Below are 25328 nucleotides of genomic sequence, written 5' to 3'. Positions count from 1 at the left end.
TTACAACCAATGCAACCCACAGTGGGGAATAAAGGTCCGCGCAGTCAACCATATTTAGTGGTTCATGTGCGAGAGAACTGGATGATACTCCAGTGATGGAGTCGTTTGTAGCAGAGGGATATGAGTATGCAAGGCAAGGTCAAGTGGTTCAACAATGCCAAAGGCTTCGGCTTTATCAACACAGAGGCCAAGGAAGGCAAAGATGACGACGGTAACGAAATCGACTTTTTTGCCCACTTTTCCGCCATTCAGATGGACGGCTACAAGACACTCAAGGCCGGCCAACCCGTAAGCTTCGAAATTACCCAAGGCCCTAAAGGCCTGCATGCCGTGGCGATTACCGACGCCAAAGCCATTGCGCTTTCGCCAGTGACCGAACCAGAGGCCAGCAGCCTTCCGGCCTGACCCGCCAGCACACAACCTGCCACATAAAAAACCGGCCTGTTCGCCTACCCGAACCGGCCGGTTTTTTTTATGGCCGGGCACAATCAGGTTAAATCAGCGCGCAAAACCGATGCTCCACATTAATACCCTCGGTGTGACATTGTCCGGACAAGCCCGGAAACAAAGGACCAGGCACCAGCTACCGGCACATCGTACAATCCATTCTTAGACCAATGGATGATCTCCGATATTGCGCAGCCCTCGCAGGAACATTAGTGACCTATGTATACTGCGCCGGTGACCACGGAGTCACTCAGATACACCTACTGGAATGAGTCTTTCAGGCCTAGAAAGGCTGAGTCGTTACCCCGGCTCGACCGCTTGACGCTCTACTGATGCATTCACATCACCGCGAAGAACCTCGACTTTCGGCTCATTGTTCACTGTGAACGAAAGCGCCTACCCTGCGCATCTCGAGTATCTGAGCACGCTCAGCAAAGAAGAGAGTTAATCCGAAATGCCCAACCGTTCGAAGATCATCTATACCTTCACCGACGAAGCTCCGGCGCTCGCCACCTATTCACTGCTGCCTATCATCGAAGCCTTTACCGCTAGCGCTGATATCGCCGTTGAGACGCGCGACATCTCTCTGGCAGGCCGTATCCTTGCCAGCTTCCCCGAGCAATTGGGTGCCAAGGCTGTAGCAGACCACCTCGCCGAACTGGGCGCCCTGGCCGTTACACCTGAAGCCAACATCATCAAGCTGCCTAACATCAGCGCCTCGGTCCCGCAATTGCAGGCCGCGATCAAAGAACTGCAAGCGCAGGGCTTTGACATTCCGGATTACCCGGAGACCGTGACTACTGACGCTGAAAAAGAAATCAAAGCGCGTTACAGCAAAGTCATGGGCAGCGCCGTAAACCCGGTACTGCGCGAAGGCAACTCCGACCGCCGCGCACCGCTGTCGGTCAAGAACTATGCCCGCAAGCACCCGCATAAAATGGGCGCATGGAGTACCGACTCCAAATCCCACGTCGCTCACATGAGCGAAGGCGACTTCTATGGCAGCGAAAAGTCTGCCCTGATCGAAGCCCCGGGCAGCGTTAAAATCGAATTGATCGCTCAAGACGGCACCACCACCGTCCTGAAAGAGAAAACCGCGGTTCAGGCCGGCGAGATCATCGATTGCTCCGTAATGAGCAAAAAGGCATTGCGCGAGTTCATCGCGGCCGAAATCGAAGACGCCAAGAAAAAGGGCGTACTGTTCTCGGTTCACTTGAAAGCCACCATGATGAAGGTCTCCGACCCGATCATGTTTGGTCAGATCGTGGCTGAGTTCTACAAAGATGCGCTGGATAAACACGCTGACACCCTGAAAGAAATCGGCTTCAACCTGAACAACGGCATCGGCGACCTGTACGCTCGCATCAAGGCCCTGCCGGCCGAGAAGCAAGCTGAAATCGAAGCTGATATCCAGGCGGTGTACGCTGATCGCCCTGCGCTGGCGATGGTGAACTCCGACAAAGGCATCACCAACCTGCACGTACCGAGCGACGTCATCGTTGACGCCTCGATGCCGGCCATGATTCGTGATTCCGGCAAAATGTGGAACACCGAAGGCCAGCTGCAAGACACCAAAGCCGTGATCCCGGATCGCTGCTACGCCACCATCTACCAGGCGACCATCGAAGACTGCCAGAAGCACGGCGCCTTCGATCCAACCACCATGGGCAGCGTGCCAAACGTTGGCCTGATGGCGCAAAAAGCCGAAGAGTACGGCTCCCACGACAAAACCTTCCAGATCAAGACCCCTGGTGTAGTTCGGGTAACCGACAGCAACGGCAACGTGCTGATGGAACAAAAGGTTGAAGAAGGCGATATCTGGCGCATGTGCCAGGCCAAAGACGCGCCGATCCGTGACTGGGTGAAACTGGCCGTGAACCGTGCTCGTGCCAGCAACACTCCGGCCGTGTTCTGGCTCGATCCAAAGCGTAGCCACGACGCCGAAATGATCAAAAAGGTTGAAACCTACCTGAAGGATCACGACACCAGCGGCCTGGACATTCGCATCATGGCGCCGGTAGATGCCATGAAGTTCACCCTGGAACGCACCCGTGCGGGTCTGGACACCATTTCGGTGACCGGCAACGTACTGCGCGACTACCTGACCGACCTGTTCCCGATCATGGAACTGGGCACCAGCGCCAAAATGCTCTCGATCGTACCGCTGATGAATGGCGGCGGTCTGTTTGAAACCGGCGCAGGCGGTTCGGCTCCCAAGCACGTGCAACAATTGCTGGAAGAAAACTTCCTGCGTTGGGACTCGCTGGGTGAGTTCCTGGCACTGGCTGCCTCCCTGGAGCACCTGGGCACAACCTACAACAACCCGAAAGCGTTGGTGTTGGCCAAGACCCTGGATCAGGCCACCGGCCAGTTCCTCGACAACAACAAGTCGCCATCGCGCAAAGTCGGCAATATCGACAACCGCGGTAGCCACTTCTACCTGGCGTTGTACTGGGCTCAAGCCCTGGCCGCCCAGACTGAAGACAAAGAACTGCAAGCGCAGTTCGCCCCTGTGGCAAAAGCCCTGACCGAGAACGAGGCAAAAATTGTTGCCGAACTCAACGCCGTACAGGGCAAGCCGGTCGACATCGGTGGCTACTACCACGCCGACGCCGACAAGGTGAGCAAAGTAATGCGCCCTAGCGCCACGCTGAACGCGATCATCGCTTCCGCGTAAGGGCAACAGGCAACAACACAAACCCCGGCCCACGACGCCGGGGTTTGTGTTTTTGGGCCAATACAAACCCCATGGCAGCTGGCTTGGCGGCGACGCTCACCACACAGCATCTGACCTGCCGCACCAGCTGATCGCTGGCTTGCAAGCTCCCACAGGATATATCCTGCCCCTCCCCGCACCCCATAGGGCCTACACATGGAATGGAAACCCCACATCACCGTCGCCACTGTCGTTGAAGACAATGGCCGTTTTCTGATGGTCGAAGAGCTCAAAGGCGAACGCGCCGTGCTCAACCAACCCGCAGGCCATCTTGATCCGAACGAAAGCCTGATCGACGCTGCAATCCGCGAAACCCTCGAAGAAACCGGCTACGACGTCGAACTTACCGGCGTGATCGGCATTTATTTGTACACCGCCCCCAGCAATGGCGTGACCTACCAGCGCGTGTGCTTTGCCGGCAAAGCGGTTAAACACCACCCCGACTACCAGCTGGATACCGGCATCATCGGCCCGCTATGGATGACCCGCGACGAGCTGATAGAGCAACGCCATCGCTGGCGCAGCGAGCTGAGTCTGCAGTGCATCGACGATTATCTGGACGGTAAACTGTTCGACCTGACGTTAATCCGCCCTTCGGTTTAGCCTTGAGCGCTCGGGCCTGCTAGAATCGCGTCCTTTTTCAAGACACTCATTGAAACCTTATGCGTGATCCAGCCTTAGTCGCCCCCGAAAAACAGCGCGTCATCGTCGGCATGTCCGGCGGTGTCGATTCTTCCGTTTCCGCCGTTCTGCTCATGGAGCAGGGCTACCAGGTGGAAGGCCTGTTCATGAAGAACTGGGAGGAAGACGACGGAACGGATTACTGCACCGCCATGGATGACCTGGCAGACGCCCAGGCCGTGTGCGACAAAATCGGCATCAAGCTGCACACCGCCAACTTTGCCGCCGAGTACTGGGACAACGTGTTCGAGCACTTCCTGGCCGAATACAAGGCCGGACGCACGCCGAACCCGGACATCCTGTGCAACCGTGAAATCAAGTTCAAGGCGTTCCTCGACTACGCCGTGATGCTGGGTGCCGATCTGATCGCTACCGGCCACTATGTGCGCCGTCGCGATATTGACGGCCGCACCGAGCTGCTCAAGGGCCTGGACCCGAACAAGGACCAGAGCTATTTCCTGCATGCCGTCGGCGGCGAACAAATCGCCAAGACCCTGTTCCCGGTCGGCGAACTGGAAAAGCCCGAAGTGCGCAAGATTGCTGAAAAGCACGATCTGGCCACCGCGAAGAAAAAGGACTCCACCGGGATCTGCTTTATCGGCGAGCGCCGCTTCAGCGACTTCCTCAAGCAATACCTGCCGGCACAACCGGGCGAGATCAAAAATACCGAAGGTGAAGTCATAGGCCGCCACCACGGCCTGATGTACCACACCATCGGCCAGCGCCAGGGCCTGGGCATCGGCGGCCTCAAAGACGCCAGTGACGAGCCGTGGTACGTGCTGATCAAAGACCTTGAGCATAACGAGCTGATCGTCGGCCAGGGCAACGATCACCCGTGGCTGTTTTCCCGCGCCCTGCTCGCCTCCGAAATTTACTGGGTCAACCCGATCGACCTGAGCAGCCCGTTGCGCCTGACCGCCAAGGTCCGCTATCGCCAGAGCGACCAGCCTTGCACGCTGGAAAAGACCGCTACCGGCTATCGCGCCACCTTCGATGATCCGCAACGCGCCGTCACCCCCGGCCAGTCCGTGGTGTTTTACGACGGCGAAGTGTGCCTGGGCGGTGGCGTAATTGAAGTTGCCGAACCCTGGACCAGCAAGGACAGCCGCGCATGAACCCCACTCAGGAGCAACTGATAGCCTTGGGCGGTGTGTTCCTCGCTGCAGTACTGGTGGACAAAATCGCCAAAACCGGCCAGATCAGCGAAGCTGACTTGAGCTGCATGCTTGGCAGCCTGTTGATTCGCGACCCCAAGGACACGCTCGAAGTCTACGGTGGTGACGACATCAATCTGCGCGAAGGCTACCGGGCCCTGATCGGCGCCCTTGAACGCGACCCCAATACACTGCAGCGCGAGCCCTTGCGCTATGCCCTGTCGATGCTCGGCCTGGAGCGACAACTGGCCAAGCGTGAAGACATGCTGGAACTGATCGGCAAACGTCTGCCGCAGATCCAGTCACAGGTCGAACACTTCGGCCCGGCCCACGAAAACGTGGTGGCCGCCTGCGGCGCGCTGTACCAGGACACCCTGAGCACGCTGCGCCAGCGCATTCAGGTGCACGGTGACATGCGCAATCTGCAACAACCGAACAACGCCGCAAAAATTCGCGCCCTGCTGCTGGCCGGTATCCGTTCAGCGCGGCTTTGGCGTCAATTGGGTGGCCATCGCTGGCAGCTGGTAATCAGCCGTCGCAAGCTGCTCAAAGAGCTTTACCCGATGCTGCGCGGAAACTGAAACACGCCAGCAGGCACACTTTGTAACGTCGATATGCGTATGACGCCGGTCAGTTGGCAACGGACCGGCCGTTTTTTTCATGTATGATACGCGCCCCATTTCGTTGCCCGACTGTCCGAGAACACCCCATGCAGCTTTCTTCGCTCACTGCGGTTTCCCCTGTTGACGGCCGCTACGCCGGCAAAACCCAGGCCCTGCGCCCAATTTTCAGCGAATACGGCTTGATCCGTGCTCGCGTTCTGGTTGAAGTCCGCTGGCTCCAGCGCCTGGCTGCTCACGCCGCCATCCCTGAAGTCCCGGCGTTCTCCGCCGAAGCCAACGCCGTTCTGAATGAACTGGCCGAAAACTTCTCTCTGGAACACGCCGAGCGCGTCAAAGAGATCGAGCGCACCACCAACCACGACGTCAAAGCCATTGAGTACCTGCTCAAGGAACAGGCTGCCAAGCTGCCAGAGCTGGCCAACGTCAGTGAATTCATCCACTTTGCCTGCACCAGCGAGGACATCAACAACCTGTCCCACGCACTGATGCTGCGCGAAGGTCGTGATGACGTGATGCTGCCGCTGATGCGCCAGACCGCAGAAGCCATCCGCGAACTGGCAATCAAGTTCGCCGACGTGCCGATGCTGTCGCGCACCCACGGCCAACCGGCTTCGCCGACCACTCTGGGCAAAGAGCTGGCCAACGTGGTTTACCGTCTGGAGCGTCAAATCGCCCAGGTGGCCGCAGTCCCGCTGCTGGGCAAAATCAACGGCGCCGTGGGCAACTACAACGCCCACCTGTCGGCCTACCCGCAGATCGACTGGGAAGCCAATGCCCGCGCCTTCATCGAAGACGAACTGGGCCTGGGCTTCAACCCGTACACCACGCAGATCGAGCCGCACGACTACATCGCCGAGCTGTTCGACGCCATCGCTCGCTTCAACACCATCCTGATCGACTTCGATCGCGATATCTGGGGCTACATCTCCCTGGGCTACTTCAAGCAGCGCACCATCGCCGGCGAAATCGGTTCCTCGACCATGCCGCACAAGGTCAACCCGATCGACTTCGAAAACTCCGAAGGCAACCTGGGTATCGCCAACGCACTGTTCCAGCACCTGGCCAGCAAATTGCCAATTTCCCGCTGGCAGCGCGACCTGACCGACTCCACCGTACTGCGCAACCTCGGCGTGGGCTTTGCTCACAGCGTGATCGCGTACGAAGCCAGCCTCAAAGGCATCAGCAAGCTTGAGCTTAACGCTCAGAAAATCGCTGCTGACCTGGACGCCTGCTGGGAAGTCCTGGCCGAGCCGATCCAGACCGTAATGCGCCGCTACAACATTGAAAACCCGTACGAGAAGCTCAAAGAGCTGACCCGCGGCAAGGGCATCAGCCCAGAAGCACTGCAAACCTTCATCGACGGCCTTGAAATGCCGCAAGCAGCCAAAGCCGAGCTGAAACTGCTGACGCCAGCCAACTACATTGGCAACGCGATCGAACAGGCCAAGCGCATCTGACCGCTGCAACGACCTACTAACGCCCGGCCGTGCCGGGCGTTTTTATTCCCGATTACAAAGCGCAATTTTTCAATAGGTTACACATGAATCCTGATATTCCTCTTCAACTTCTGGGCGGCATCACTGCGCGGGAATTCCTGCGCAACTACTGGCAGAAGAAACCCTTGCTGATCCGCCAGGCCATACCTGACTTCGAAAGCCCGATCGACGCCGACGAACTGGCCGGTCTGGCACTTGAAGAAGAAGTCGAATCACGCCTGGTCATCGAACACGGCGAGCGCCCATGGGAATTGCGCCGCGGCCCGTTCGCCGAGGACGAGTTCGGCAAACTGCCAGAACGTGAGTGGACCTTGCTGGTGCAGGCGGTCGATCAGTTCGTGCCTGAAGTCGGCGAACTGCTGGAAAACTTCCGCTTCCTGCCAAGCTGGCGTATCGACGACGTGATGATCAGCTATGCCGCCCCGGGTGGCAGCGTTGGTCCGCATTTCGACAACTACGACGTGTTCTTGCTGCAAGGCCACGGCAAGCGCCACTGGCAGATCGGCCAGATGTGCGATTCCGAAAGCAAACTGCTGGAACACGCCGACCTGCGCATCCTGGCCGATTTCCAGGCCACCGACGAGTGGACCCTGGAGCCGGGCGACATGCTGTACCTGCCTCCGCGCCTGGCCCATTGCGGCGTGGCCGTGGATGACTGCCTGACCTATTCGGTAGGTTTCCGCGCCCCAAGCGCAGCTGAAGTGCTGACCCACTTCACCGACTTCCTCAGCCAGTACCTGCCGGACGAAGAACGCTATACCGATGCCGACGCGCAGCCGGTCAGCGATCCGCACCAGATCCAGCACGACGCACTGGATCGCCTGAAGGGCTTGCTGGCCGAGCACATGAGCGATGAGCGCATGCTGTTGACCTGGTTCGGCCAGTTCATGACCGAACCGCGCTATCCGGAACTCGTTACCGGGCCGGAGCTCGAAGAAGAAGACCTGCTGGGCAGCCTGGAACAGGGCGCGGTCCTGATCCGCAACCCGAGCGCCCGCCTGGCCTGGTCCGAAGTCGATGAAGACCTGCTGCTGTTCGCCAGCGGTCAAAGCCGCCTGCTGCCGGGCAAGCTGCGCGAACTGCTGAAAATGATCTGTGCCGCCGATGCACTGCACAGTGACAACCTCGGCCCATGGCTGGCCGATGAAGACGGACGCAACCTGCTCTGCGAGCTGGTTAAACAAGGAAGCCTGGGGTTCGCCGATGAATAAGATTCACGTACGTGTCGCCAACTGGCAAAAGGACAACGCCGAACTTCGACGCATTCGTGAAGCGGTGTTTATTGCCGAACAACATGTACCGCCCGAGCTGGAGTGGGACGCAGACGATGCCGACGCAGTGCATTTTCTGGCCTATGAAGGCGACTTTCCGATTGGTACCGCCAGACTCTTGCCTGACGGCCATATCGGCCGGGTTTCAGTGCTCAAGGACTGGCGCGGTCTGAAAGTCGGTGATGCGCTGATGCAGGCAACCATCAACGAAGCTGAAAAGCGCGGCCTGAAGCAACAAATGCTCAGTGCCCAGGTGCACGCCACGCCGTTCTACGAGCGACTGGGCTTCAAGATCGTCAGCGAGGAGTTCCTGGAAGCAGGTATTCCCCACGTTGATATGGTGCGCGCGGGCTGATGCCCACCCTGTGGGAGCGGGCTTGCCCGCGATAGCAGCGCCTCGTTCCGAGCCATGGAACGGGCCATCCCAATCGCCGGCAAGCCGGCTCCCGCAAAAGATCCAGCCAAACGCCCTGCCATCTTCGGATCGCAGGGCGTTTTGCTATCTGGCACACTCGCTCCATGCCTTTTCAGCATTGCGGAGATAACGGATATGTCCCTACGCGCCATCATCGCCAGCCTGGCACTGTTGTGCAGCATCAGCGCCCTGGCCGATACCCAGGTCATCACCCTGCAGAACCGCACCAGCACCGACCTGCTGCCCATCGCACAGAACTTTATCGGTAAAAACGGCAAAGTTAGCGCCTACGGCAATCAATTGATCGTCGAGGCCTCTGCCTCAAAAATCAAAAACCTCGAAGACCTGCTTGCGCAACTCGACAAGCCAGCCAGGCGCCTGCTGATCACCGTGGATACCAGCGACAACAACCTGCCTGACGCCAGCAGCTCAACACGGGTAATCAGCACGGCCAGTCGCAATGGCGGCACCCAGCAGATCCAGGCCACCGAAGGCGTGCCTGCGTTTATCCAGAGCGGCCAGAGCGTGCCACTCACCAGCACTCAGACAGACGCGTATGGACGACTGCTGACGCAAACCGAATACCGGGATGTCACCCGGGGTTTCTACGTGACCGCCACTGTCACAGGTGAAACGGTACACCTGGCGATCAACGCCAACCGCGACCGCATGAGCCAGGAACAGCCGGATGTAGTGAACATTCAAAATACCGACACACAAGTCAGCGGCCCGCTGGGTCAGTGGATCACCCTCGCCGGCAGCAATAGCCGGAATATGGCCGGCCAGCAGGCTGGAACCCGCACCTACTCTACCCAGGGAACGGATGACATGACCTTGCGGGTCAAAGTAGACGCTCTCGACTAAAAGGCCCGAAACTGACCGGCAAGTCGTTTTTTCGGCAATTATGTAGTGCCTTGAAAAAAGCACTACAAAACATTTGACGACGTAAAAATGCAGAGGCATGATGGCCCCGCTCCCGCTAATCAGAGGCCCCCAAATGGCTCTGAGTCTGTAGCGAGTAGCCATTCACGCTTAACAACATTGTTGTGTGCCTGGTGGAGCAACTACTTTTCAACCCAGACCTATGCGACGAGGTTTATCTCCATGGCACTGACACGCGAACAGCAAATTGCAGCCCTTGAAAAAGACTGGGCCGAAAATCCACGCTGGAAAGGCGTGACTCGCGATTACTCCGCTGCTGACGTGGTCCGCCTGCGCGGCTCGGTTCAACCCGAGCACACCTTCGCAAAAATGGGCGCTGACAAGCTGTGGAAACTGGTGACACAGGGCGCACACCCGTCCTTCCGTCCCGAGAAAGATTTCGTCAACTGCATGGGCGCCCTGACCGGGGGCCAGGCAGTACAACAGGTCAAGGCCGGCATCCAGGCTATCTACCTGTCGGGCTGGCAAGTGGCAGCAGACAACAACTCTGCTGAATCCATGTACCCCGATCAGTCGCTGTACCCGGTGGACTCGGTCCCAACCGTGGTCAAGCGCATCAACAACTCATTCCGTCGCGCCGACCAGATCCAGTGGAAAGCCGGCAAAAACCCGGGCGACCAGGGTTACATCGACTACTTCGCACCGATCGTGGCTGACGCCGAAGCCGGTTTCGGCGGCGTGCTGAACGCTTACGAACTGATGAAGAGCATGATCGAAGCAGGCGCCGCCGGCGTTCACTTCGAAGACCAGCTGGCTTCGGTTAAAAAATGCGGACACATGGGCGGCAAGGTTCTGGTGCCTACCCAGGAAGCCGTGCAAAAACTGACCGCAGCCCGTCTGGCTGCAGACGTTGCCGGCACACCGACCATCATCCTGGCCCGCACCGACGCCAACGCAGCAGATCTGCTGACCTCTGACTGCGACCCGTACGACCAGCCATTCGTCACTGGCGAGCGGACCAAGGAAGGCTTCTACAAAGTACGTGCCGGCCTGGACCAGGCTATCGCCCGCGGTCTGGCTTACGCACCGTATGCCGACCTGATCTGGTGCGAGACTGCCAAACCGGATCTGGACGAAGCCCGTCGCTTTGCCGAAGCGATCAAAAAGGAATACCCGGACCAGCTGCTGTCGTACAACTGCTCGCCGTCCTTCAACTGGAAGAAGAACCTGGACGACGCGACCATCGCCAAGTTCCAGCGCGAACTGTCAGCCATGGGCTACAAGCACCAGTTCATCACCCTGGCCGGCATCCACAACATGTGGCACAGCATGTTCAACCTGGCACACGACTATGCCCGCAACGACATGACCGCCTACGTGAAGCTGCAGGAGCAGGAGTTCGCTGACGCCGCCAAAGGCTACACCTTTGTGGCGCACCAGCAGGAAGTGGGCACTGGCTACTTCGACGACATGACCACCGTGATTCAAGGCGGCTCGTCCTCAGTAACCGCCCTCACCGGGTCTACTGAAGAAGAACAGTTCCACTGATTGCCAGCCGAAAAACGAAACAGGGACATTGCCTGACCTGCAGAGAAAAACACGCAATGCCTTGAACATGACGCCCCGACTGGTTCGGGGCTTTTTTTTGCTGACCATTAATCCGCAGAAGCTGGCTGGCCGGGGACAGCTTCCATGCCTCCTTGCGGCACGACAGCGTCACTGGCAAGCCAGCACCTGCACCGAGCCCATGCAGCGACACCTTTTGAATCGACGAAAAACTGATCCAGGTCCATACCCGGAAACAAGAATCGGGTAAAAAGCCAAGTCCGGAACTTGCATCCGGTACATATATAAGCCAACTTCCACACACCCCCGCAGCGGAGTCCTGACAGACAAGCGCTTAAACGATATTAATTATCATTTAGAGTTGCTTTTGTTGATTGGTTGCCCCACAAAACATAATCACCAAAACACGCTGCAATGCCCGTACAACGTGGCCTGGACAGTCTTTATGGATGTCTCTACCACTAAAGGATTGAATTAATTCATCTTAGAAAATTTACTTGCCGGGTGTTTAGCCATAAAATCCCGGCCATCAATAGCGCTGCGACATATCGTCACTGCTTTATTTCTTTTTTAAGCTCAGAGACCTTTGCTCTCTGTTAAGGATTACCAGCATGCCCGAAGCGACAGGACTCATAGCCCACAACTGGGGCTTTGCCATTTTCCTTCTCGGTGTTGTCGGCCTTTGTGCCTTCATGCTCGGCGTCTCCAGCCTCCTCGGGTCAAAAGCCTGGGGGCGCAGCAAAAACGAACCGTTCGAGTCGGGCATGCTACCTACCGGTGGCGCCCGCTTGCGGCTCTCAGCCAAATTCTATCTGGTCGCGATGCTGTTCGTGATCTTCGATATCGAAGCCCTTTTTCTCTTTGCCTGGTCTGTGTCTGTTCGCGAAAGCGGCTGGACCGGATTCGTCGAAGCTCTCGTTTTCATAGCAATTCTGTTGGCAGGCCTTGTCTACCTATTTCGGGTGGGTGCTCTTGATTGGGCACCGGAAGCTCGTCGTAAGCGGCAGGCCAAGCTGAAACAATGAGGCTTTGGCGATGCAATACGAACTCACCAGGATCGACCCGGATGCTCCTAACGAGCAGTACCCGATCGGCAAACGGGAAACCGTTTCCGATCCGTTAGAAGATCAAGTCCACAAAAACATCTTCATGGGCAAGCTTGAGGACGTACTGAACAATACGGTCAATTGGGGACGTAAGAACTCCCTGTGGCCGTACAACTTCGGTCTGTCCTGCTGCTACGTGGAGATGACCACCGCCTTCACGGCGCCCCACGACATCGCGCGCTTTGGCGCCGAAGTTATCCGGGCATCGCCGCGTCAGGCGGATTTCATGGTTATTGCCGGTACCTGCTTCATCAAGATGGCGCCGATCATTCAGCGTCTCTATGAGCAAATGCTTGAGCCTAAATGGGTTATTTCCATGGGTTCTTGCGCCAACTCCGGTGGCATGTACGACATTTACTCCGTGGTTCAAGGGGTCGACAAGTTCCTGCCCGTGGACGTTTACGTGCCTGGCTGCCCACCCCGCCCAGAGGCTTTTCTGCAGGGCTTGATGCTCTTGCAAGAGTCGATTGGCCAGGAGCGTCGCCCACTTTCCTGGGTTGTCGGCGAACAAGGCGTTTATCGCGCCGAGATGCCGTCACAAAAGGAACAGCGCCGTGAACAGCGTATTCAGGTGACCAACCTGCGCAGCCCCGACGAAGTCTGATCCAGCTCTGCTTCTTTAATAGAACGAGACACTGGCTTCATTCTTTACGTTGACCGAAAGCGATAAAAAAACCATGACTACAGGCTCCGCTCTGTACATCCCGCCTTATAAGGCTGACGACCAAGATGTGGTTGTCGAACTGAACACCCGTTTTGGCCCCGAGGCATTCACTGCCCAGGCCACGCGCACCGGCATGCCGGTGCTTTGGGTTACCCGCGCAAAACTGGTTGAAGTACTGACCTTCCTGCGCAACCTGCCAAAACCTTACGTCATGCTCTACGACTTGCACGGTGTGGACGAACGTCTGCGCACCAAGCGTCAGGGCCTGCCATCGGGTGCCGACTTCACCGTCTTCTATCACCTGATGTCGCTTGAACGTAACAGCGACGTCATGATCAAGGTGGCGCTGTCCGAAAGTGACCTGAGCGTGCCGACCATCACCGGTATCTGGCCGAACGCCAACTGGTACGAGCGTGAAGTCTGGGACATGTTCGGTATCGACTTCAAAGGCCACCCGCACCTGTCGCGCATCATGATGCCGCCGACCTGGGAAGGTCACCCGCTGCGCAAGGACTTCCCGGCCCGGGCCACTGAGTTCGATCCGTACAGCCTGACCCTGGCCAAGGTTCAGCTGGAAGAAGAAGCCGCCCGTTTCAAACCCGAAGACTGGGGCATGAAGCGCTCCGGGGAAAACGAGGACTACATGTTCCTCAACCTCGGCCCCAACCACCCTTCTGCTCACGGTGCCTTCCGCATCATTCTGCAGCTGGACGGTGAAGAGATCGTCGACTGCGTGCCAGACGTCGGCTACCACCACCGTGGTGCCGAAAAAATGGCCGAGCGCCAGTCCTGGCACAGCTTCATCCCGTACACCGACCGTATCGACTACCTCGGCGGCGTGATGAACAACCTGCCGTACGTGCTGTCGGTCGAGAAGCTGGCGGGCATCAAGGTACCGGATCGGGTAGACACCATCCGCATCATGATGGCCGAGTTCTTCCGTATCACCAGCCACCTGCTGTTCCTGGGGACATACATCCAGGACGTGGGCGCAATGACCCCGGTGTTCTTCACGTTTACCGACCGTCAGCGCGCATACAAGGTGATCGAAGCCATCACCGGCTTCCGTCTGCACCCGGCCTGGTACCGCATCGGCGGTGTTGCCCACGACCTGCCGAACGGCTGGGAACGCCTGGTCAAGGAATTCATCGACTGGATGCCCAAGCGTCTGGACGAGTACCAGAAAGCCGCTCTGGACAACAGCATCCTGCGTGGCCGTACGATCGGCGTCGCCGCCTACAACACCAAAGAGGCCCTGGAATGGGGCGTCACCGGTGTCGGCCTGCGTTCGACCGGTTGCGACTTCGACCTGCGCAAGGCGCGTCCGTATTCCGGCTACGAGAACTTCGAGTTTGAAGTCCCGCTGGCGGCCAACGGCGATGCCTACGACCGCTGCATCGTGCGCGTCGAAGAAATGCGCCAGAGCCTGAAAATCATCGAGCAGTGCATGCGCAACATGCCGGCCGGGCCGTACAAGGCGGATCACCCGCTGACCACGCCGCCGCCTAAAGAGCGCACGCTGCAGCACATCGAGACCTTGATCACGCACTTCCTGCAAGTTTCGTGGGGCCCGGTAATGCCGGCCAACGAATCCTTCCAGATGATCGAAGCGACCAAGGGCATCAACAGTTATTACCTGACGAGCGATGGCGGCACCATGAGCTACCGCACCCGGATTCGCACCCCAAGCTTCCCGCACCTGCAGCAGATCCCTTCGGTGATCAAAGGCGAAATGGTCGCGGACTTGATTGCGTACCTGGGTAGTATCGATTTCGTTATGGCCGACGTGGACCGCTAAGCATGAACAGCACGCTTATCCAGACAGACCGTTTCGCCCTGAGCGAAACCGAGCGCTCGGCCATCGAGCACGAGCTGCATCACTACGAAGATCCGCGCGCAGCGTCGATCGAAGCCCTGAAGATCGTTCAGAAGGAACGCGGCTGGGTGCCCGATGGCGCGCTTTACGCCATCGGTGAAATGCTCGGCATCCCCGCCAGCGACGTTGAAGGCGTGGCCACGTTCTACAGCCAGATCTTCCGTCAGCCAGTGGGCCGTCACATCATTCGCGTATGCGACAGCATGGTCTGCTACATCGGTGGCCACGAATCCGTAGTCAGCGAAATCCAGAGCAAGCTGGGCATCGGCCTGGGCCAGACCACTGCAGACGGCCGCTTCACGCTGCTGCCAGTGTGCTGCCTGGGGAACTGCGACAAGGCGCCGGCGTTGATGATCGACGACGACACATTCGGTGACGTACAGCCTGCTGGCGTCGCCACGTTGTTGGAGGGCTACCCATGACCCTGACTTCTTTCGGCCCTGCCAACCGTATCGCGCGGTCGCCGGAAACCCACCCTCTGACCTGGCGTCTGCGTGACGACGGCGAGCCGGTATGGCTTGACGAGTACCAGGCCAAGGACGGTTACGCTGCAGCCCGCAAGGCATTCGCCGACATGGCCACGGACGACATCGTCCAGACCGTGAAAGACGCCGGCCTCAAGGGTCGAGGCGGCGCCGGCTTCCCTACCGGGGTGAAGTGGGGGCTGATGCCCAAAGACGAATCCATGAACATCCGTTACCTGCTGTGTAACGCCGATGAGATGGAACCCAACACCTGGAAAGACCGCATGCTGATGGAGCAACTGCCCCATCTGCTGATCGAAGGCATGCTGATCAGTGCCCGCGCACTGAAAACCTACCGTGGCTATATCTTCCTGCGTGGCGAATACACCACCGCCGCCAAGCACCTCAACCGTGCGGTCGAAGAAGCCAAGGCTGCGGGCCTGCTGGGCAAGAACATCCTGGGCTCGGGGTTTGACTTCGAACTGTTCGTTCACACCGGCGCCGGGCGTTACATCTGCGGTGAAGAAACCGCACTGATCAACTCCCTCGAAGGCCGTCGCGCCAACCCGCGCTCCAAGCCGCCGTTCCCGGCAGCCGTGGGCGTATGGGGCAAGCCGACTTGCGTGAACAACGTTGAAACCCTGTGCAACGTGCCAGCCATCATCGGCAACGGCGTTGACTGGTACAAATCCATTGCCCGCGAAGGCAGCGAAGACATGGGCACCAAGCTCATGGGCTTCTCCGGCAAGGTCAAGAACCCCGGCCTGTGGGAACTGCCGTTTGGCGTGACCGCCCGCGAGCTGTTCGAAGACTATGCCGGCGGCATGCGCGACGGCTTCAAGCTCAAGTGCTGGCAGCCGGGCGGTGCCGGTACGGGCTTCCTGCTGCCGGAGCACCTGGACGCACAAATGTACGCCGGTGGCATCGCCAAGGTCGGCACCCGTATGGGTACCGGTCTGGCCATGGCCGTCGACGACAGCGTCAACATGGTGTCCCTGCTGCGCAACATGGAACAGTTCTTCTCTCGCGAATCCTGCGGTTTCTGCACCCCGTGCCGTGATGGCCTGCCATGGAGCGTCAAGCTGCTGATGGCCATCGAGAACGGTGAGGGTCAGCCCGGCGATATCGAGACCCTGCTGGGTCTGGTCGGTTTCCTCGGCCCTGGCAAGACGTTCTGTGCTCACGCACCGGGTGCCGTGGAGCCATTGGGCAGCGCGATCAAGTACTTCCGTCCAGAGTTCGAAGCCGGTATTGCGCAAGCAAAACCCGGAGTTCCGCCTCTGGCACGCCCGATTGTTATCGGCGCGTAACGCTCTGAAGGAGAGCGGTCCGTGCCGCTCTCTGATCGTTCGATAACGCCGTAAGGCTGAGTTGCTTCGAACGCATAACAAGATTCCATTAGCCACGCCCGCTGACACCGGGCCAACGAAGACCTTTGAACCATGGCCACTATCCACGTAGACGGCAAAGATCTCGAAGTCGATGGGGCAGACAACCTGTTACAGGCGTGTCTGTCGCTAGGCCTCGATATCCCGTATTTCTGCTGGCACCCTGCCCTGGGCAGTGTTGGCGCTTGCCGCCAATGCGCCGTCAAGCAGTACACCGACGAGAACGACAAGCGTGGTCGTATCGTCATGTCATGCATGACCCCGGCCACCGACGGTAGCTGGATCTCCATCGACGACGAAGAGGCGAAAGTGTTTCGCGCCAGCGTTGTTGAATGGCTGATGACCAACCACCCGCACGACTGCCCTGTGTGCGAAGAAGGCGGTCACTGTCATCTGCAAGACATGACCGTGATGACCGGCCACAACGAGCGCCGTTATCGCTTCACCAAGCGTACTCACCAGAACCAGCAACTGGGCCCGTTCATTTCCCACGAAATGAACCGCTGCATCGCCTGCTATCGCTGCGTGCGCTTCTATAAAGACTACGCCGGCGGCACCGACCTCGGCGTATTCGGCGCCCACGACAACGTGTACTTCGGTCGCGTTGAAGACGGCGTGCTCGAAAGCGAATTCTCGGGCAACCTCACCGAAGTCTGCCCGACCGGCGTGTTCACTGACAAAACCCACTCCGAGCGCTACAACCGCAAGTGGGACATGCAGTTTTCACCCAGCATCTGCCACGGTTGCTCCAGCGGCTGCAACATCAGCCCGGGTGAGCGTTATGGCGAATTGCGCCGCATCGAAAACCGCTTCAACGGTTCGGTCAACCAGTACTTCCTGTGTGACCGTGGCCGTTTCGGCTATGGCTACGTCAACCGCACAGACCGCCCGCGCCAGCCATTGCTGGCCGATGGCAGCAAACTGAGCCTCGACGCGGCACTGGACAAGGCTGCCGACCTGCTGCGCGGTCGCAACATCGTCGGTATCGGTTCGCCACGTGCCAGCCTCGAAAGCAACTACGCGTTGCGCGAACTGGTCGGCGCCGAGCACTTCTACTCGGGCATCGAAGCCGGTGAGCTGGAGCGCATCCGTCTGGTGCTGCAAGTTCTGAAAGACAGCCCGTTGCCAGTGCCGAACATGCGCGAGATCGAAGATCACGACGCCATTTTCGTCCTTGGCGAAGACCTGACCCAGACCGCCGCCCGTATGGCGCTGTCGCTGCGTCAATCGGTCAAGGGCAAGGCCGAAGAAATGGCCGATGGCATGCGCGTACAGCCATGGCTCGATGCTGCAGTCAAAAACATCGGCCAACACGCCCTGTACCCGTTGTTCATCGCCAGCCTGGCTGAAACCAAGCTCGACGACGTTGCCGAAGAATGCGTACACGCAGCACCGGATGACCTGGCCCGTATCGGTTTCGCCGTGGCCCATGCCATCGACGCCAGCGCGCCTGCCGTCGCCGGTCTGGATGCAGAAGCCCTGGAGCTGGCACAACGCATCGCCAACGCCCTGCTGGCAGCCAAACGCCCACTGATCATTGCCGGTACTTCCCTGGGCTGCAAAGCCCTGATCGAAGCCGCAGGCAACATCGCCAAAGCCTTGCACCTGCGGGAAAAGGCCGGTTCCATCAGCCTGATCGTTCCGGAAGCCAACAGCCTTGGCCTGGCCATGCTCGGTGGCGAATCGCTGGACGCGGCCCTGCAAGCAGTTACTGACGGTAAAGCCGACGCCATCGTAGTGCTGGAAAACGACCTGTTCACCCGGGTTGATGCAGTCAAGGTCAATGCTGCGCTGGATGCGGCCAAAGTGCTGATCGTTGCCGATCATCAAAAGACCGCGACCACCGACCGTGCCGACCTGGTTCTGCCAGCCGCCAGCTTCGCTGAAGGCGACGGTACGCTGGTCAGCCAGGAAGGCCGTGCCCAGCGCTTCTTCCAGGTGTTCGACCCGACTTACCTGGACGCCAGCATTCTGGTTCACGAAGGCTGGCGCTGGTTGCACGCCCTGCGCAGCACCCTGCTGAACAAGCCGGTTGACTGGACCCTGCTGGACCACGTGACTCAGGCCACTGCTGCGAGCACTCCAGAGTTGGCGCGCATCGTTGATGCCGCACCTTCTGCTGCGTTCCGTATCAAAGGTATGAAACTGGCCCGCGAACCGCTGCGTTACAGCGGCCGTACCGCCATGCGCGCCAATATCAGCGTGCATGAGCCTCGCACCCCACAAGACCCGGACACCGCGTTTGCCTTCTCGATGGAAGGTTACTCGGGCTCCGTCGAACCGCGCCAACAGGTGCCGTTCGCCTGGTCGCCGGGCTGGAACTCGCCACAAGCGTGGAACAAGTTCCAGGACGAAGTGGGTGGTCATATCCGTGCTGGCGACCCGGGCACCCGCCTGATCGAAAGCAAGGGTGATTCGCTGAACTGGTTCGCCGGCATTCCGGGCGCATTCAACCCGGCACGCGGCACCTGGCAAGTAGTGCCGTTCTTCCACCTGCTGGGCAGCGAAGAGAACTCTTCCAAGGCCGCGCCGGTTCAAGAACGCATTCCGGCGGCTTACATCGCGCTGGCCAAGGCCGAAGCCGATCGTCTGGGTGTCAATGACGGCGCTCTGCTCAGCCTGAACGTTGCCGGTGTGACCCTGCGTCTGCCGCTGCGGATCAATGAAGAGCTGGGTTCAGGTCTGGTGGCATTGCCTGCAGGTCTTGCCGGCATCCCGCCTGCGATCTTTGGTCTTACCGTTGACGGTTTGCAGGAGGCAGCCCAATGACCTGGTTTACGCCTGAAGTGATCGACGTAATTATCTCGGTACTCAAAGCAGTGGTCATCCTGCTTGCCGTGGTGGTCTGCGGCGCGCTGTTGAGCTGGGTCGAGCGTCGTTTGCTCGCCCTCTGGCAGGACCGTTACGGTCCGAACCGGGTTGGCCCGTTCGGCGCGTTTCAGATTGCCGCCGACATGATCAAGATGTTCTTCAAGGAAGACTGGACCCCGCCGTTTGCCGACAAGGTGATTTTCACCCTGGCACCGGTGGTAGCCATGAGCGCCTTGCTGGTCGCCTTTGCGATCATCCCGATCACCCCGACCTGGGGCGTGGCGGACCTGAACATCGGCATCCTGTTCTTCTTCGCCATGGCCGGTCTGTCGGTGTACGCGGTGTTGTTCGCCGGCTGGTCCAGCAACAACAAGTTCGCCTTGCTGGGCGCCTTGCGCGCCTCGGCCCAGACCGTGTCCTACGAAGTGTTCATGGGCCTGGCGCTGATGGGCATCGTGGTCCAGGTTGGCTCGTTCAACATGCGCGACATCGTTGAATATCAAGCGCAGAACATGTGGTTCATCATTCCGCAGATCTTCGGTTTCCTGACCTTCTTCATCGCTGGCGTCGCCGTGACTCACCGTCACCCCTTCGACCAGCCCGAAGCCGAGCAGGAACTGGCCGATGGTTACCACATTGAATATGCCGGCATGAAATGGGGCATGTTCTTCGTTGGTGAGTACATCGGGATCGTGTTGATCTCGGCGTTGCTGGTGACTTTGTTCTTCGGTGGCTGGCACGGGCCTTTCGGCATCCTGCCGCAGATTCCGTTTATCTGGTTCGCCCTGAAGACCGCGTTTTTCATCATGATCTTCATCCTGCTGCGCGCTTCCATTCCGCGCCCACGGTATGACCAGGTGATGGATTTCAGCTGGAAGTTCTGCCTGCCGCTGACCCTGATCAATTTGCTGGTAACCGCCGCAGTCGTGTTGTTGAACACGCCCGCCGGCGCGGTTCAGTGAGGATAGAGACCCATGTTCAAGTATCTGTTTGACATCGTGCATGGCACCTACACCCAGCTTCGCAGCCTGGTGATGGTGTTTGGCCATGCCTTCCGCAAGCGTGACACGCTGCAATACCCGGAAGAAGCGGTCTATCTGCCACCGCGTTATCGCGGGCGGATCGTCCTGACCCGCGACCCGGACGGCGAAGAGCGCTGTGTAGCCTGCAACCTGTGCGCCGTAGCGTGCCCGGTGGGCTGCATTTCGCTGCAAAAAGCCGAAACCGAAGATGGCCGTTGGTACCCGGAGTTTTTCCGCATCAACTTCTCACGCTGCATTTTTTGCGGCCTGTGTGAGGAAGCCTGCCCGACCACCGCAATCCAGCTGACTCCGGATTTCGAGATGGCCGAGTTCAAACGTCAGGACCTGGTGTACGAGAAAGAAGATCTGCTGATCTCCGGCCCCGGCAAGAACCCTGATTACAACTTCTATCGTGTTGCGGGTATGGCCGTTGAGGGCAAGCCGAAAGGCGCTGCCCAGAACGAAGCCGAGCCGATCAACGTGAAGAGCTTGCTGCCTTAAGGAAGAACGATGGAATTCGCTTTCTATTTCGCATCGGGTATCGCTGTAGTGTCCACGTTACGTGTGATCACCAACACCAACCCCGTGCATGCCCTGCTCTACCTGATTATTTCGCTGATTGCCGTGGCGATGACGTTCTTCAGCCTTGGCGCACCGTTTGCCGGTGTGCTGGAAGTGATCGCCTACGCCGGCGCCATCATGGTGCTGTTCGTGTTTGTGGTGATGATGCTCAACCAGGGCCCGGCCTCGGTTCAACAGGAACGCATCTGGCTCAAGCCCAATATCTGGATCGGACCGACCATTTTGTCCGCCCTGCTGCTGGCCGAACTGCTGTACGTGCTGTTCGCCCATCAGAGCGGTGCTGCAATCGGTCAAACCACCATCGATGCAAAAGCCGTGGGCATCAGCCTGTTCGGCCCGTATCTGCTGGTAGTCGAACTCGCCTCGTTTCTGTTGCTTGCAGCAGCAGTGACGGCGTTCCACTTGGGCCGTAACGAGGCGAAGGAGCAATAACATGCCAGGAATACCTCTCGAACATGGTCTGGCCGTTGCAGGTGTCCTGTTCTGCCTCGGTCTGGTCGGCCTGATGGTACGTCGCAACATTCTCTTCGTATTGATGAGTCTGGAAATCATGATGAACGCCGCTGCACTGGCGTTCATCGTTGCCGGTGCACGCTGGGCGCAGCCGGATGGACAAGTGATGTTCATCCTGGTGATCACCCTTGCAGCAGCCGAGGCCAGCATTGGCCTGGCGATCCTGCTGCAGCTGTATCGCCGTTTCCACACGCTTGATATCGATGCTGCCAGTGAGATGCGCGGATGAACCTTCTCTTTCTGACTTTCGTATTCCCCCTGATCGGCTTTTTGCTGCTGTCGTTCTCCCGTGGACGCTTCAGCGAAAACCTCTCGGCCCTGATCGGCGTCGGCTCCATTGGCCTCTCGGCCATCGTGGCTGCCTATGTGATCTGGCAATTCAACGTTGCACCGCCTGAAGGCGGTCACTACACACAAGTGCTGTGGCAGTGGATGTCGGTGGAAGGCTTCAAGCCCAACTTCGCCCTCTACCTGGACGGCCTGTCGGTGACCATGCTCGGCGTGGTGGTCGGCGTCGGCTTCCTGATCCACCTGTTCGCCTCCTGGTACATGCGTGGTGAAGAGGGCTACTCGCGCTTCTTCGCGTACACCAACCTGTTTATCGCCAGCATGCTGTTCCTGATCCTGGGCGATAACCTGTTGTTCCTGTACTTCGGCTGGGAAGGTGTAGGCCTGTGCTCGTACCTGTTGATCGGTTTCTACTACAGCAACCGCAACAACGGTAATGCCGCACTCAAAGCCTTTATCGTGACCCGTATCGGCGACGTGTTCATGGCCATCGGCCTGTTCATCCTGTTCCAGCAACTGGGCACACTGAACATTCAGGAGCTGCTGGTTCAAGCGCCGCTGAAGTTCCAGGCCGGTGACTTCTGGATCGTATTGGCGACCCTGATGCTGCTGGGCGGCGCGGTCGGCAAATCGGCACAACTGCCACTGCAAACCTGGCTGGCAGATGCGATGGCCGGTCCTACCCCGGTTTCGGCACTGATCCACGCCGCAACCATGGTAACCGCGGGCGTTTACCTGATTGCCCGTACCCACGGTCTGTTCACCCTCGCTCCGGACATCCTGCACCTGGTGGGTATCGTCGGCGGCGTGACCCTGGTACTGGCCGGTTTCGCCGCACTGGTACAAACCGACATCAAACGTATCCTCGCCTACTCGACCATGAGCCAGATCGGCTACATGTTCCTGGCGCTGGGCGTTGGTGCATGGGACGGTGCGATCTTCCACCTGATGACCCACGCCTTCTTCAAGGCCCTGCTGTTCCTTGCTTCCGGTGCGGTGATCGTTGCCTGCCACCACGAGCAGAACATCTTCAAGATGGGCGGCCTGTGGAAAAAACTGCCACTGGCCTACGCCAGCTTCATCGTCGGCGGCGCGGCACTCTCTGCCTTGCCACTGCTGACGGCCGGCTTCTACTCCAAGGACGAAATTCTTTGGGAGGCCTTCGCCAGCGGCAACAACGAACTGCTGTATGCCGGCCTGGTCGGCGCGTTCATGACCTCGCTGTACACCTTCCGCCTGATCTTCATCACGTTCCACGGTGAAGCCAAGACTGAAGCCCACCCGGGGCATGGCGTTTCCTACTGGCTGCCGCTGGGGGTACTGATCGTACTGTCGACCTTCATCGGCGCCATGATCACTCCGCCACTGGCCGGTGTTCTGCCACAAAGCGTCGGCCATGCCGGCGGCGAAGCCAAGCACAGCCTGGAAATCGCTTCGGGCGCCATCGCCCTGGCCGGTATCCTGCTGGCCGGCTTGCTGTACCTGGGCAAGCGCCGCTTCGTCACCTACGTTGCCAACAGCGCCATTGGCCGCTTCCTCACGGCCTGGTGGTTCGCCGCGTGGGGCTTCGACTGGCTGTACGACAAACTGTTCGTCAAACCTTACCTGTTGATCTGCCGCTTGCTGCGCAAAGATCCTCTGGACCAGACCATTGGTTTGATCCCGAAGATGGCCAAAGCCGGGCATAACGCCCTGAGCCGTAGCGAAACCGGACAACTGCGTTGGTACGCTGCTTCTATGGCCGCCGGTGCTGTACTGGTCATGGGCGCCATCGTTTTGGTAGCGGTCTGATATGAACCTTCGACATTGCGAAAGGAATTGAGCCCGTCATGATTCTGCCTTGGCTAATCCTGATCCCCTTTATCGGCGGCCTGCTGTGCTGGCTGGGTGAGCGCTTCGGCCCTACCCTGCCACGCTGGATTGCGTTGCTGACCATGTCCCTTGAGCTTGCACTCGGCCTTTGGCTGTGGTCCCAGGGTAACTATTCATTTGCACCGGCGCCCGGCGCCGATCCGACCTGGGCCCTGGAGTTCCAGCACATCTGGATCGCACGCTTCGGTATCAGCGTGCACCTGGCGCTGGACGGCCTGTCGCTGCTGATGATCCTGCTCACCGGCTTGCTCGGCGTGCTGTCCGTTCTGTGCTCCTGGAAAGAGATTCAGCGTCATGTGGGCTTCTTCCACCTGAACCTGATGTGGATCCTGGGCGGTGTGGTTGGCGTGTTCCTCGCCATCGACCTGTTCATGTTCTTCTTCTTCTGGGAAATGATGCTGGTGCCGATGTACTTCCTCATCGCGCTCTGGGGTCACAGTTCTTCGGACGGCAAGAAAACCCGTATCTACGCCGCCACCAAGTTCTTCATCTTCACTCAGGCTTCCGGCCTGATCATGCTGGTGGCGATCCTGGGTCTGGTGCTGGTCAACTTCAACAACACCGGCGTGATTACCTTCAGCTACGCCGAGTTGCTGAAAACCAAGATGTCACTCACTACCGAGTACATCCTGATGCTTGGCTTCTTCATTGCGTTTGCCGTGAAACTGCCAGTCGTACCGTTCCACTCCTGGTTGCCTGACGCTCACGCCCAGGCACCGACTGCCGGTTCTGTGGACCTGGCCGGTATCCTGCTGAAGACCGCTGCCTATGGTCTGCTGCGATTCGCCCTGCCGCTGTTCCCGAATGCTTCGGCCGAGTTTGCGCCGATTGCCATGGCCCTGGGTCTGATCGGGATTTTCTACGGCGCGTTCCTGGCCTTCGCACAAACCGACATCAAGCGTCTGATCGCGTTCTCCAGTGTTTCGCACATGGGCTTCGTACTGATCGGGATCTACTCCGGCAGCCAGCTGGCACTGCAAGGTGCCGTCATCCAGATGCTGGCCCACGGTGTTTCGGCAGCCGCGCTGTTTATCCTCAGCGGTCAACTGTACGAGCGTCTGCACACTCGCGACATGCGGGAAATGGGCGGCTTGTGGTCCAAGATCGCCTACCTGCCGGCCATCAGCCTGTTCTTCGCTGCGGCGTCGCTGGGCCTGCCGGGTACCGGTAACTTCGTCGGCGAATTCCTGATCCTGATTGGCTCGTTCGCCAGCTTCCCATGGATCACGGCCATTGCCACAACCGGTCTGGTGTTTGGTTCGGTCTACTCGCTGATCATGATTCACCGCGCCTATTTCGGCCCTTCCAAGTCGGATGCAGTACTGGCCGGCATGGATGCACGTGAACTGATCATGGTGCTCGGTCTGGCGGTATTGCTGGTGTTCATCGGCGTATACCCACAACCGTTCCTCGATACCTCGGCTGCGACCATGCATGGCGTGCAGCAGTGGATCGGCACCGCCTTCACTCAACTCGCTTCGGCCCGGTAAG

22 protein-coding genes are annotated in these 25328 nt (G+C 58.9%); all 22 read left to right on the top strand.

What is annotated here, in order from left to right; translation table 11 throughout:
- Positions 1 to 126 precede the first annotated feature (126 nt).
- The 22 genes from FEZ21_RS11060 (at position 127) to nuoM (ending at position 25327) form a co-directional block, all read left to right on the top strand.
- Positions 127 to 405 (top strand): cold shock domain-containing protein, encoded by a 279-nt coding sequence (locus tag FEZ21_RS11060; RefSeq protein ID WP_003447025.1) that lies wholly within the window; start codon positions 127 to 129, stop codon positions 403 to 405.
- A gap of 496 nt (positions 406 to 901) precedes the next feature.
- Positions 902 to 3124: an NADP-dependent isocitrate dehydrogenase gene (locus FEZ21_RS11055; protein ID WP_160627104.1), complete on the top strand. Its 2223-nt coding sequence runs from the start codon at positions 902 to 904 to the stop codon at positions 3122 to 3124.
- A 195-nt stretch (positions 3125 to 3319) separates the two neighbouring features.
- Positions 3320 to 3766 carry an NUDIX hydrolase gene (locus FEZ21_RS11050; protein ID WP_003447021.1) on the top strand — a complete coding sequence of 149 codons (447 nt, stop codon included), beginning with the start codon at positions 3320 to 3322 and terminating at the stop codon, positions 3764 to 3766.
- Between the two features lie 59 nt (positions 3767 to 3825).
- Complete coding sequence (gene mnmA / locus FEZ21_RS11045; protein ID WP_003447019.1) at positions 3826 to 4959, top strand: tRNA 2-thiouridine(34) synthase MnmA; 1134 nt, start codon at positions 3826 to 3828, stop codon at positions 4957 to 4959.
- Positions 4956 to 5579, top strand: coding sequence for a high frequency lysogenization protein HflD (gene hflD / locus FEZ21_RS11040; protein ID WP_127195897.1), 624 nt, complete (start codon positions 4956 to 4958; stop codon positions 5577 to 5579). Before mnmA ends, hflD begins: the two co-directional genes overlap by 4 nt.
- A 128-nt stretch (positions 5580 to 5707) precedes the next feature.
- A complete protein-coding gene (purB, locus tag FEZ21_RS11035; protein ID WP_003447016.1) occupies positions 5708 to 7078 on the top strand; it encodes an adenylosuccinate lyase in 1371 nt (456 codons plus the stop codon).
- An 83-nt stretch (positions 7079 to 7161) separates the two neighbouring features.
- A complete protein-coding gene (locus tag FEZ21_RS11030) occupies positions 7162 to 8328 on the top strand; it encodes a cupin domain-containing protein (RefSeq protein ID WP_160627102.1) in 1167 nt (388 codons plus the stop codon).
- Positions 8321 to 8743, top strand: coding sequence for a GNAT family N-acetyltransferase (locus tag FEZ21_RS11025; RefSeq protein ID WP_003447004.1), 423 nt, complete (start codon positions 8321 to 8323; stop codon positions 8741 to 8743). Before FEZ21_RS11030 ends, FEZ21_RS11025 begins: the two co-directional genes overlap by 8 nt.
- Before the next feature lie 195 nt (positions 8744 to 8938).
- Positions 8939 to 9667, top strand: a complete 729-nt coding sequence (locus FEZ21_RS11020; protein WP_003446993.1) for a secretin N-terminal domain-containing protein — start codon at positions 8939 to 8941, stop codon at positions 9665 to 9667.
- 240 nt (positions 9668 to 9907) lie between these two features.
- Positions 9908 to 11233, top strand: coding sequence for an isocitrate lyase (gene aceA, locus FEZ21_RS11015; RefSeq protein ID WP_003446991.1), 1326 nt, complete (start codon positions 9908 to 9910; stop codon positions 11231 to 11233).
- A 629-nt stretch (positions 11234 to 11862) separates the two neighbouring features.
- Positions 11863 to 12276, top strand: coding sequence for an NADH-quinone oxidoreductase subunit A (locus FEZ21_RS11010; RefSeq protein ID WP_003446990.1), 414 nt, complete (start codon positions 11863 to 11865; stop codon positions 12274 to 12276).
- A gap of 10 nt (positions 12277 to 12286) precedes the next feature.
- The gene (locus FEZ21_RS11005) at positions 12287 to 12961 is read left to right on the top strand and encodes an NADH-quinone oxidoreductase subunit B family protein (RefSeq protein WP_003446989.1); all 675 of its coding nucleotides are present in this window, start codon (positions 12287 to 12289) and stop codon (positions 12959 to 12961) included.
- Positions 12962 to 13034: 73 nt separating this feature from the next.
- Positions 13035 to 14819, top strand: a complete 1785-nt coding sequence (gene nuoC / locus FEZ21_RS11000) for an NADH-quinone oxidoreductase subunit C/D (RefSeq protein ID WP_160627101.1) — start codon at positions 13035 to 13037, stop codon at positions 14817 to 14819.
- A 2-nt stretch (positions 14820 to 14821) separates the two neighbouring features.
- A complete protein-coding gene (nuoE, locus tag FEZ21_RS10995) occupies positions 14822 to 15319 on the top strand; it encodes an NADH-quinone oxidoreductase subunit NuoE (RefSeq protein ID WP_010656198.1) in 498 nt (165 codons plus the stop codon).
- Entirely contained in the window at positions 15316 to 16671 is a 1356-nt protein-coding gene (gene nuoF / locus FEZ21_RS10990; RefSeq protein ID WP_003446981.1) for an NADH-quinone oxidoreductase subunit NuoF, read from the top strand. The genes nuoE and nuoF overlap by 4 nt, the downstream gene beginning before the upstream one ends.
- 132 nt (positions 16672 to 16803) lie before the next feature.
- Positions 16804 to 19518: an NADH-quinone oxidoreductase subunit NuoG gene (nuoG, locus tag FEZ21_RS10985; RefSeq protein WP_003446979.1), complete on the top strand. Its 2715-nt coding sequence runs from the start codon at positions 16804 to 16806 to the stop codon at positions 19516 to 19518.
- Positions 19515 to 20522 carry an NADH-quinone oxidoreductase subunit NuoH gene (gene nuoH, locus FEZ21_RS10980; RefSeq protein ID WP_003446978.1) on the top strand — a complete coding sequence of 336 codons (1008 nt, stop codon included), beginning with the start codon at positions 19515 to 19517 and terminating at the stop codon, positions 20520 to 20522. Before nuoG ends, nuoH begins: the two co-directional genes overlap by 4 nt.
- A gap of 12 nt (positions 20523 to 20534) precedes the next feature.
- The gene (gene nuoI / locus FEZ21_RS10975; protein ID WP_003446975.1) at positions 20535 to 21083 is read left to right on the top strand and encodes an NADH-quinone oxidoreductase subunit NuoI; all 549 of its coding nucleotides are present in this window, start codon (positions 20535 to 20537) and stop codon (positions 21081 to 21083) included.
- A 9-nt stretch (positions 21084 to 21092) separates the two neighbouring features.
- Complete coding sequence (gene nuoJ, locus FEZ21_RS10970; RefSeq protein ID WP_003446971.1) at positions 21093 to 21596, top strand: NADH-quinone oxidoreductase subunit J; 504 nt, start codon at positions 21093 to 21095, stop codon at positions 21594 to 21596.
- Position 21597: 1 nt separating this feature from the next.
- Complete coding sequence (gene nuoK / locus FEZ21_RS10965; protein ID WP_003446970.1) at positions 21598 to 21906, top strand: NADH-quinone oxidoreductase subunit NuoK; 309 nt, start codon at positions 21598 to 21600, stop codon at positions 21904 to 21906.
- Positions 21903 to 23756, top strand: coding sequence for an NADH-quinone oxidoreductase subunit L (nuoL, locus tag FEZ21_RS10960; protein WP_003446968.1), 1854 nt, complete (start codon positions 21903 to 21905; stop codon positions 23754 to 23756). Before nuoK ends, nuoL begins: the two co-directional genes overlap by 4 nt.
- Before the next feature lie 38 nt (positions 23757 to 23794).
- Positions 23795 to 25327: an NADH-quinone oxidoreductase subunit M gene (gene nuoM / locus FEZ21_RS10955; RefSeq protein WP_003446966.1), complete on the top strand. Its 1533-nt coding sequence runs from the start codon at positions 23795 to 23797 to the stop codon at positions 25325 to 25327.
- The last annotated feature ends 1 nt before the right edge of the window (position 25328 follow it).

Source organism: Pseudomonas sp. 9.1(2019) (genome assembly GCF_009910445.1).
In the GTDB taxonomy this organism is placed as follows: domain Bacteria; phylum Pseudomonadota; class Gammaproteobacteria; order Pseudomonadales; family Pseudomonadaceae; genus Aquipseudomonas; species Aquipseudomonas paraversuta.
Note: the sequence above shows the minus strand (reverse complement) of the source record. Positions and strands in the feature narration are given on the sequence as shown.

Coding starts and splice junctions, on each gene's coding strand:
- hflD (WP_127195897.1), top strand. CDS start 4,956: ATGAACCCCACTCAGGAGCAACTGATAGCCTTGGGCGGTGTGTTCCTC.
- nuoC (WP_160627101.1), top strand. CDS start 13,035: ATGACTACAGGCTCCGCTCTGTACATCCCGCCTTATAAGGCTGACGAC.
- nuoG (WP_003446979.1), top strand. CDS start 16,804: ATGGCCACTATCCACGTAGACGGCAAAGATCTCGAAGTCGATGGGGCA.
- nuoF (WP_003446981.1), top strand. CDS start 15,316: ATGACCCTGACTTCTTTCGGCCCTGCCAACCGTATCGCGCGGTCGCCG.
- mnmA (WP_003447019.1), top strand. CDS start 3,826: ATGCGTGATCCAGCCTTAGTCGCCCCCGAAAAACAGCGCGTCATCGTC.
- FEZ21_RS11060 (WP_003447025.1), top strand. CDS start 127: ATGCAAGGCAAGGTCAAGTGGTTCAACAATGCCAAAGGCTTCGGCTTT.
- purB (WP_003447016.1), top strand. CDS start 5,708: ATGCAGCTTTCTTCGCTCACTGCGGTTTCCCCTGTTGACGGCCGCTAC.
- FEZ21_RS11025 (WP_003447004.1), top strand. CDS start 8,321: ATGAATAAGATTCACGTACGTGTCGCCAACTGGCAAAAGGACAACGCC.
- nuoI (WP_003446975.1), top strand. CDS start 20,535: ATGTTCAAGTATCTGTTTGACATCGTGCATGGCACCTACACCCAGCTT.
- nuoK (WP_003446970.1), top strand. CDS start 21,598: ATGCCAGGAATACCTCTCGAACATGGTCTGGCCGTTGCAGGTGTCCTG.
- FEZ21_RS11050 (WP_003447021.1), top strand. CDS start 3,320: ATGGAATGGAAACCCCACATCACCGTCGCCACTGTCGTTGAAGACAAT.
- FEZ21_RS11010 (WP_003446990.1), top strand. CDS start 11,863: ATGCCCGAAGCGACAGGACTCATAGCCCACAACTGGGGCTTTGCCATT.
- FEZ21_RS11020 (WP_003446993.1), top strand. CDS start 8,939: ATGTCCCTACGCGCCATCATCGCCAGCCTGGCACTGTTGTGCAGCATC.
- FEZ21_RS11030 (WP_160627102.1), top strand. CDS start 7,162: ATGAATCCTGATATTCCTCTTCAACTTCTGGGCGGCATCACTGCGCGG.
- nuoH (WP_003446978.1), top strand. CDS start 19,515: ATGACCTGGTTTACGCCTGAAGTGATCGACGTAATTATCTCGGTACTC.
- nuoJ (WP_003446971.1), top strand. CDS start 21,093: ATGGAATTCGCTTTCTATTTCGCATCGGGTATCGCTGTAGTGTCCACG.
- nuoE (WP_010656198.1), top strand. CDS start 14,822: ATGAACAGCACGCTTATCCAGACAGACCGTTTCGCCCTGAGCGAAACC.
- nuoM (WP_003446966.1), top strand. CDS start 23,795: ATGATTCTGCCTTGGCTAATCCTGATCCCCTTTATCGGCGGCCTGCTG.
- FEZ21_RS11055 (WP_160627104.1), top strand. CDS start 902: ATGCCCAACCGTTCGAAGATCATCTATACCTTCACCGACGAAGCTCCG.
- nuoL (WP_003446968.1), top strand. CDS start 21,903: ATGAACCTTCTCTTTCTGACTTTCGTATTCCCCCTGATCGGCTTTTTG.
- FEZ21_RS11005 (WP_003446989.1), top strand. CDS start 12,287: ATGCAATACGAACTCACCAGGATCGACCCGGATGCTCCTAACGAGCAG.
- aceA (WP_003446991.1), top strand. CDS start 9,908: ATGGCACTGACACGCGAACAGCAAATTGCAGCCCTTGAAAAAGACTGG.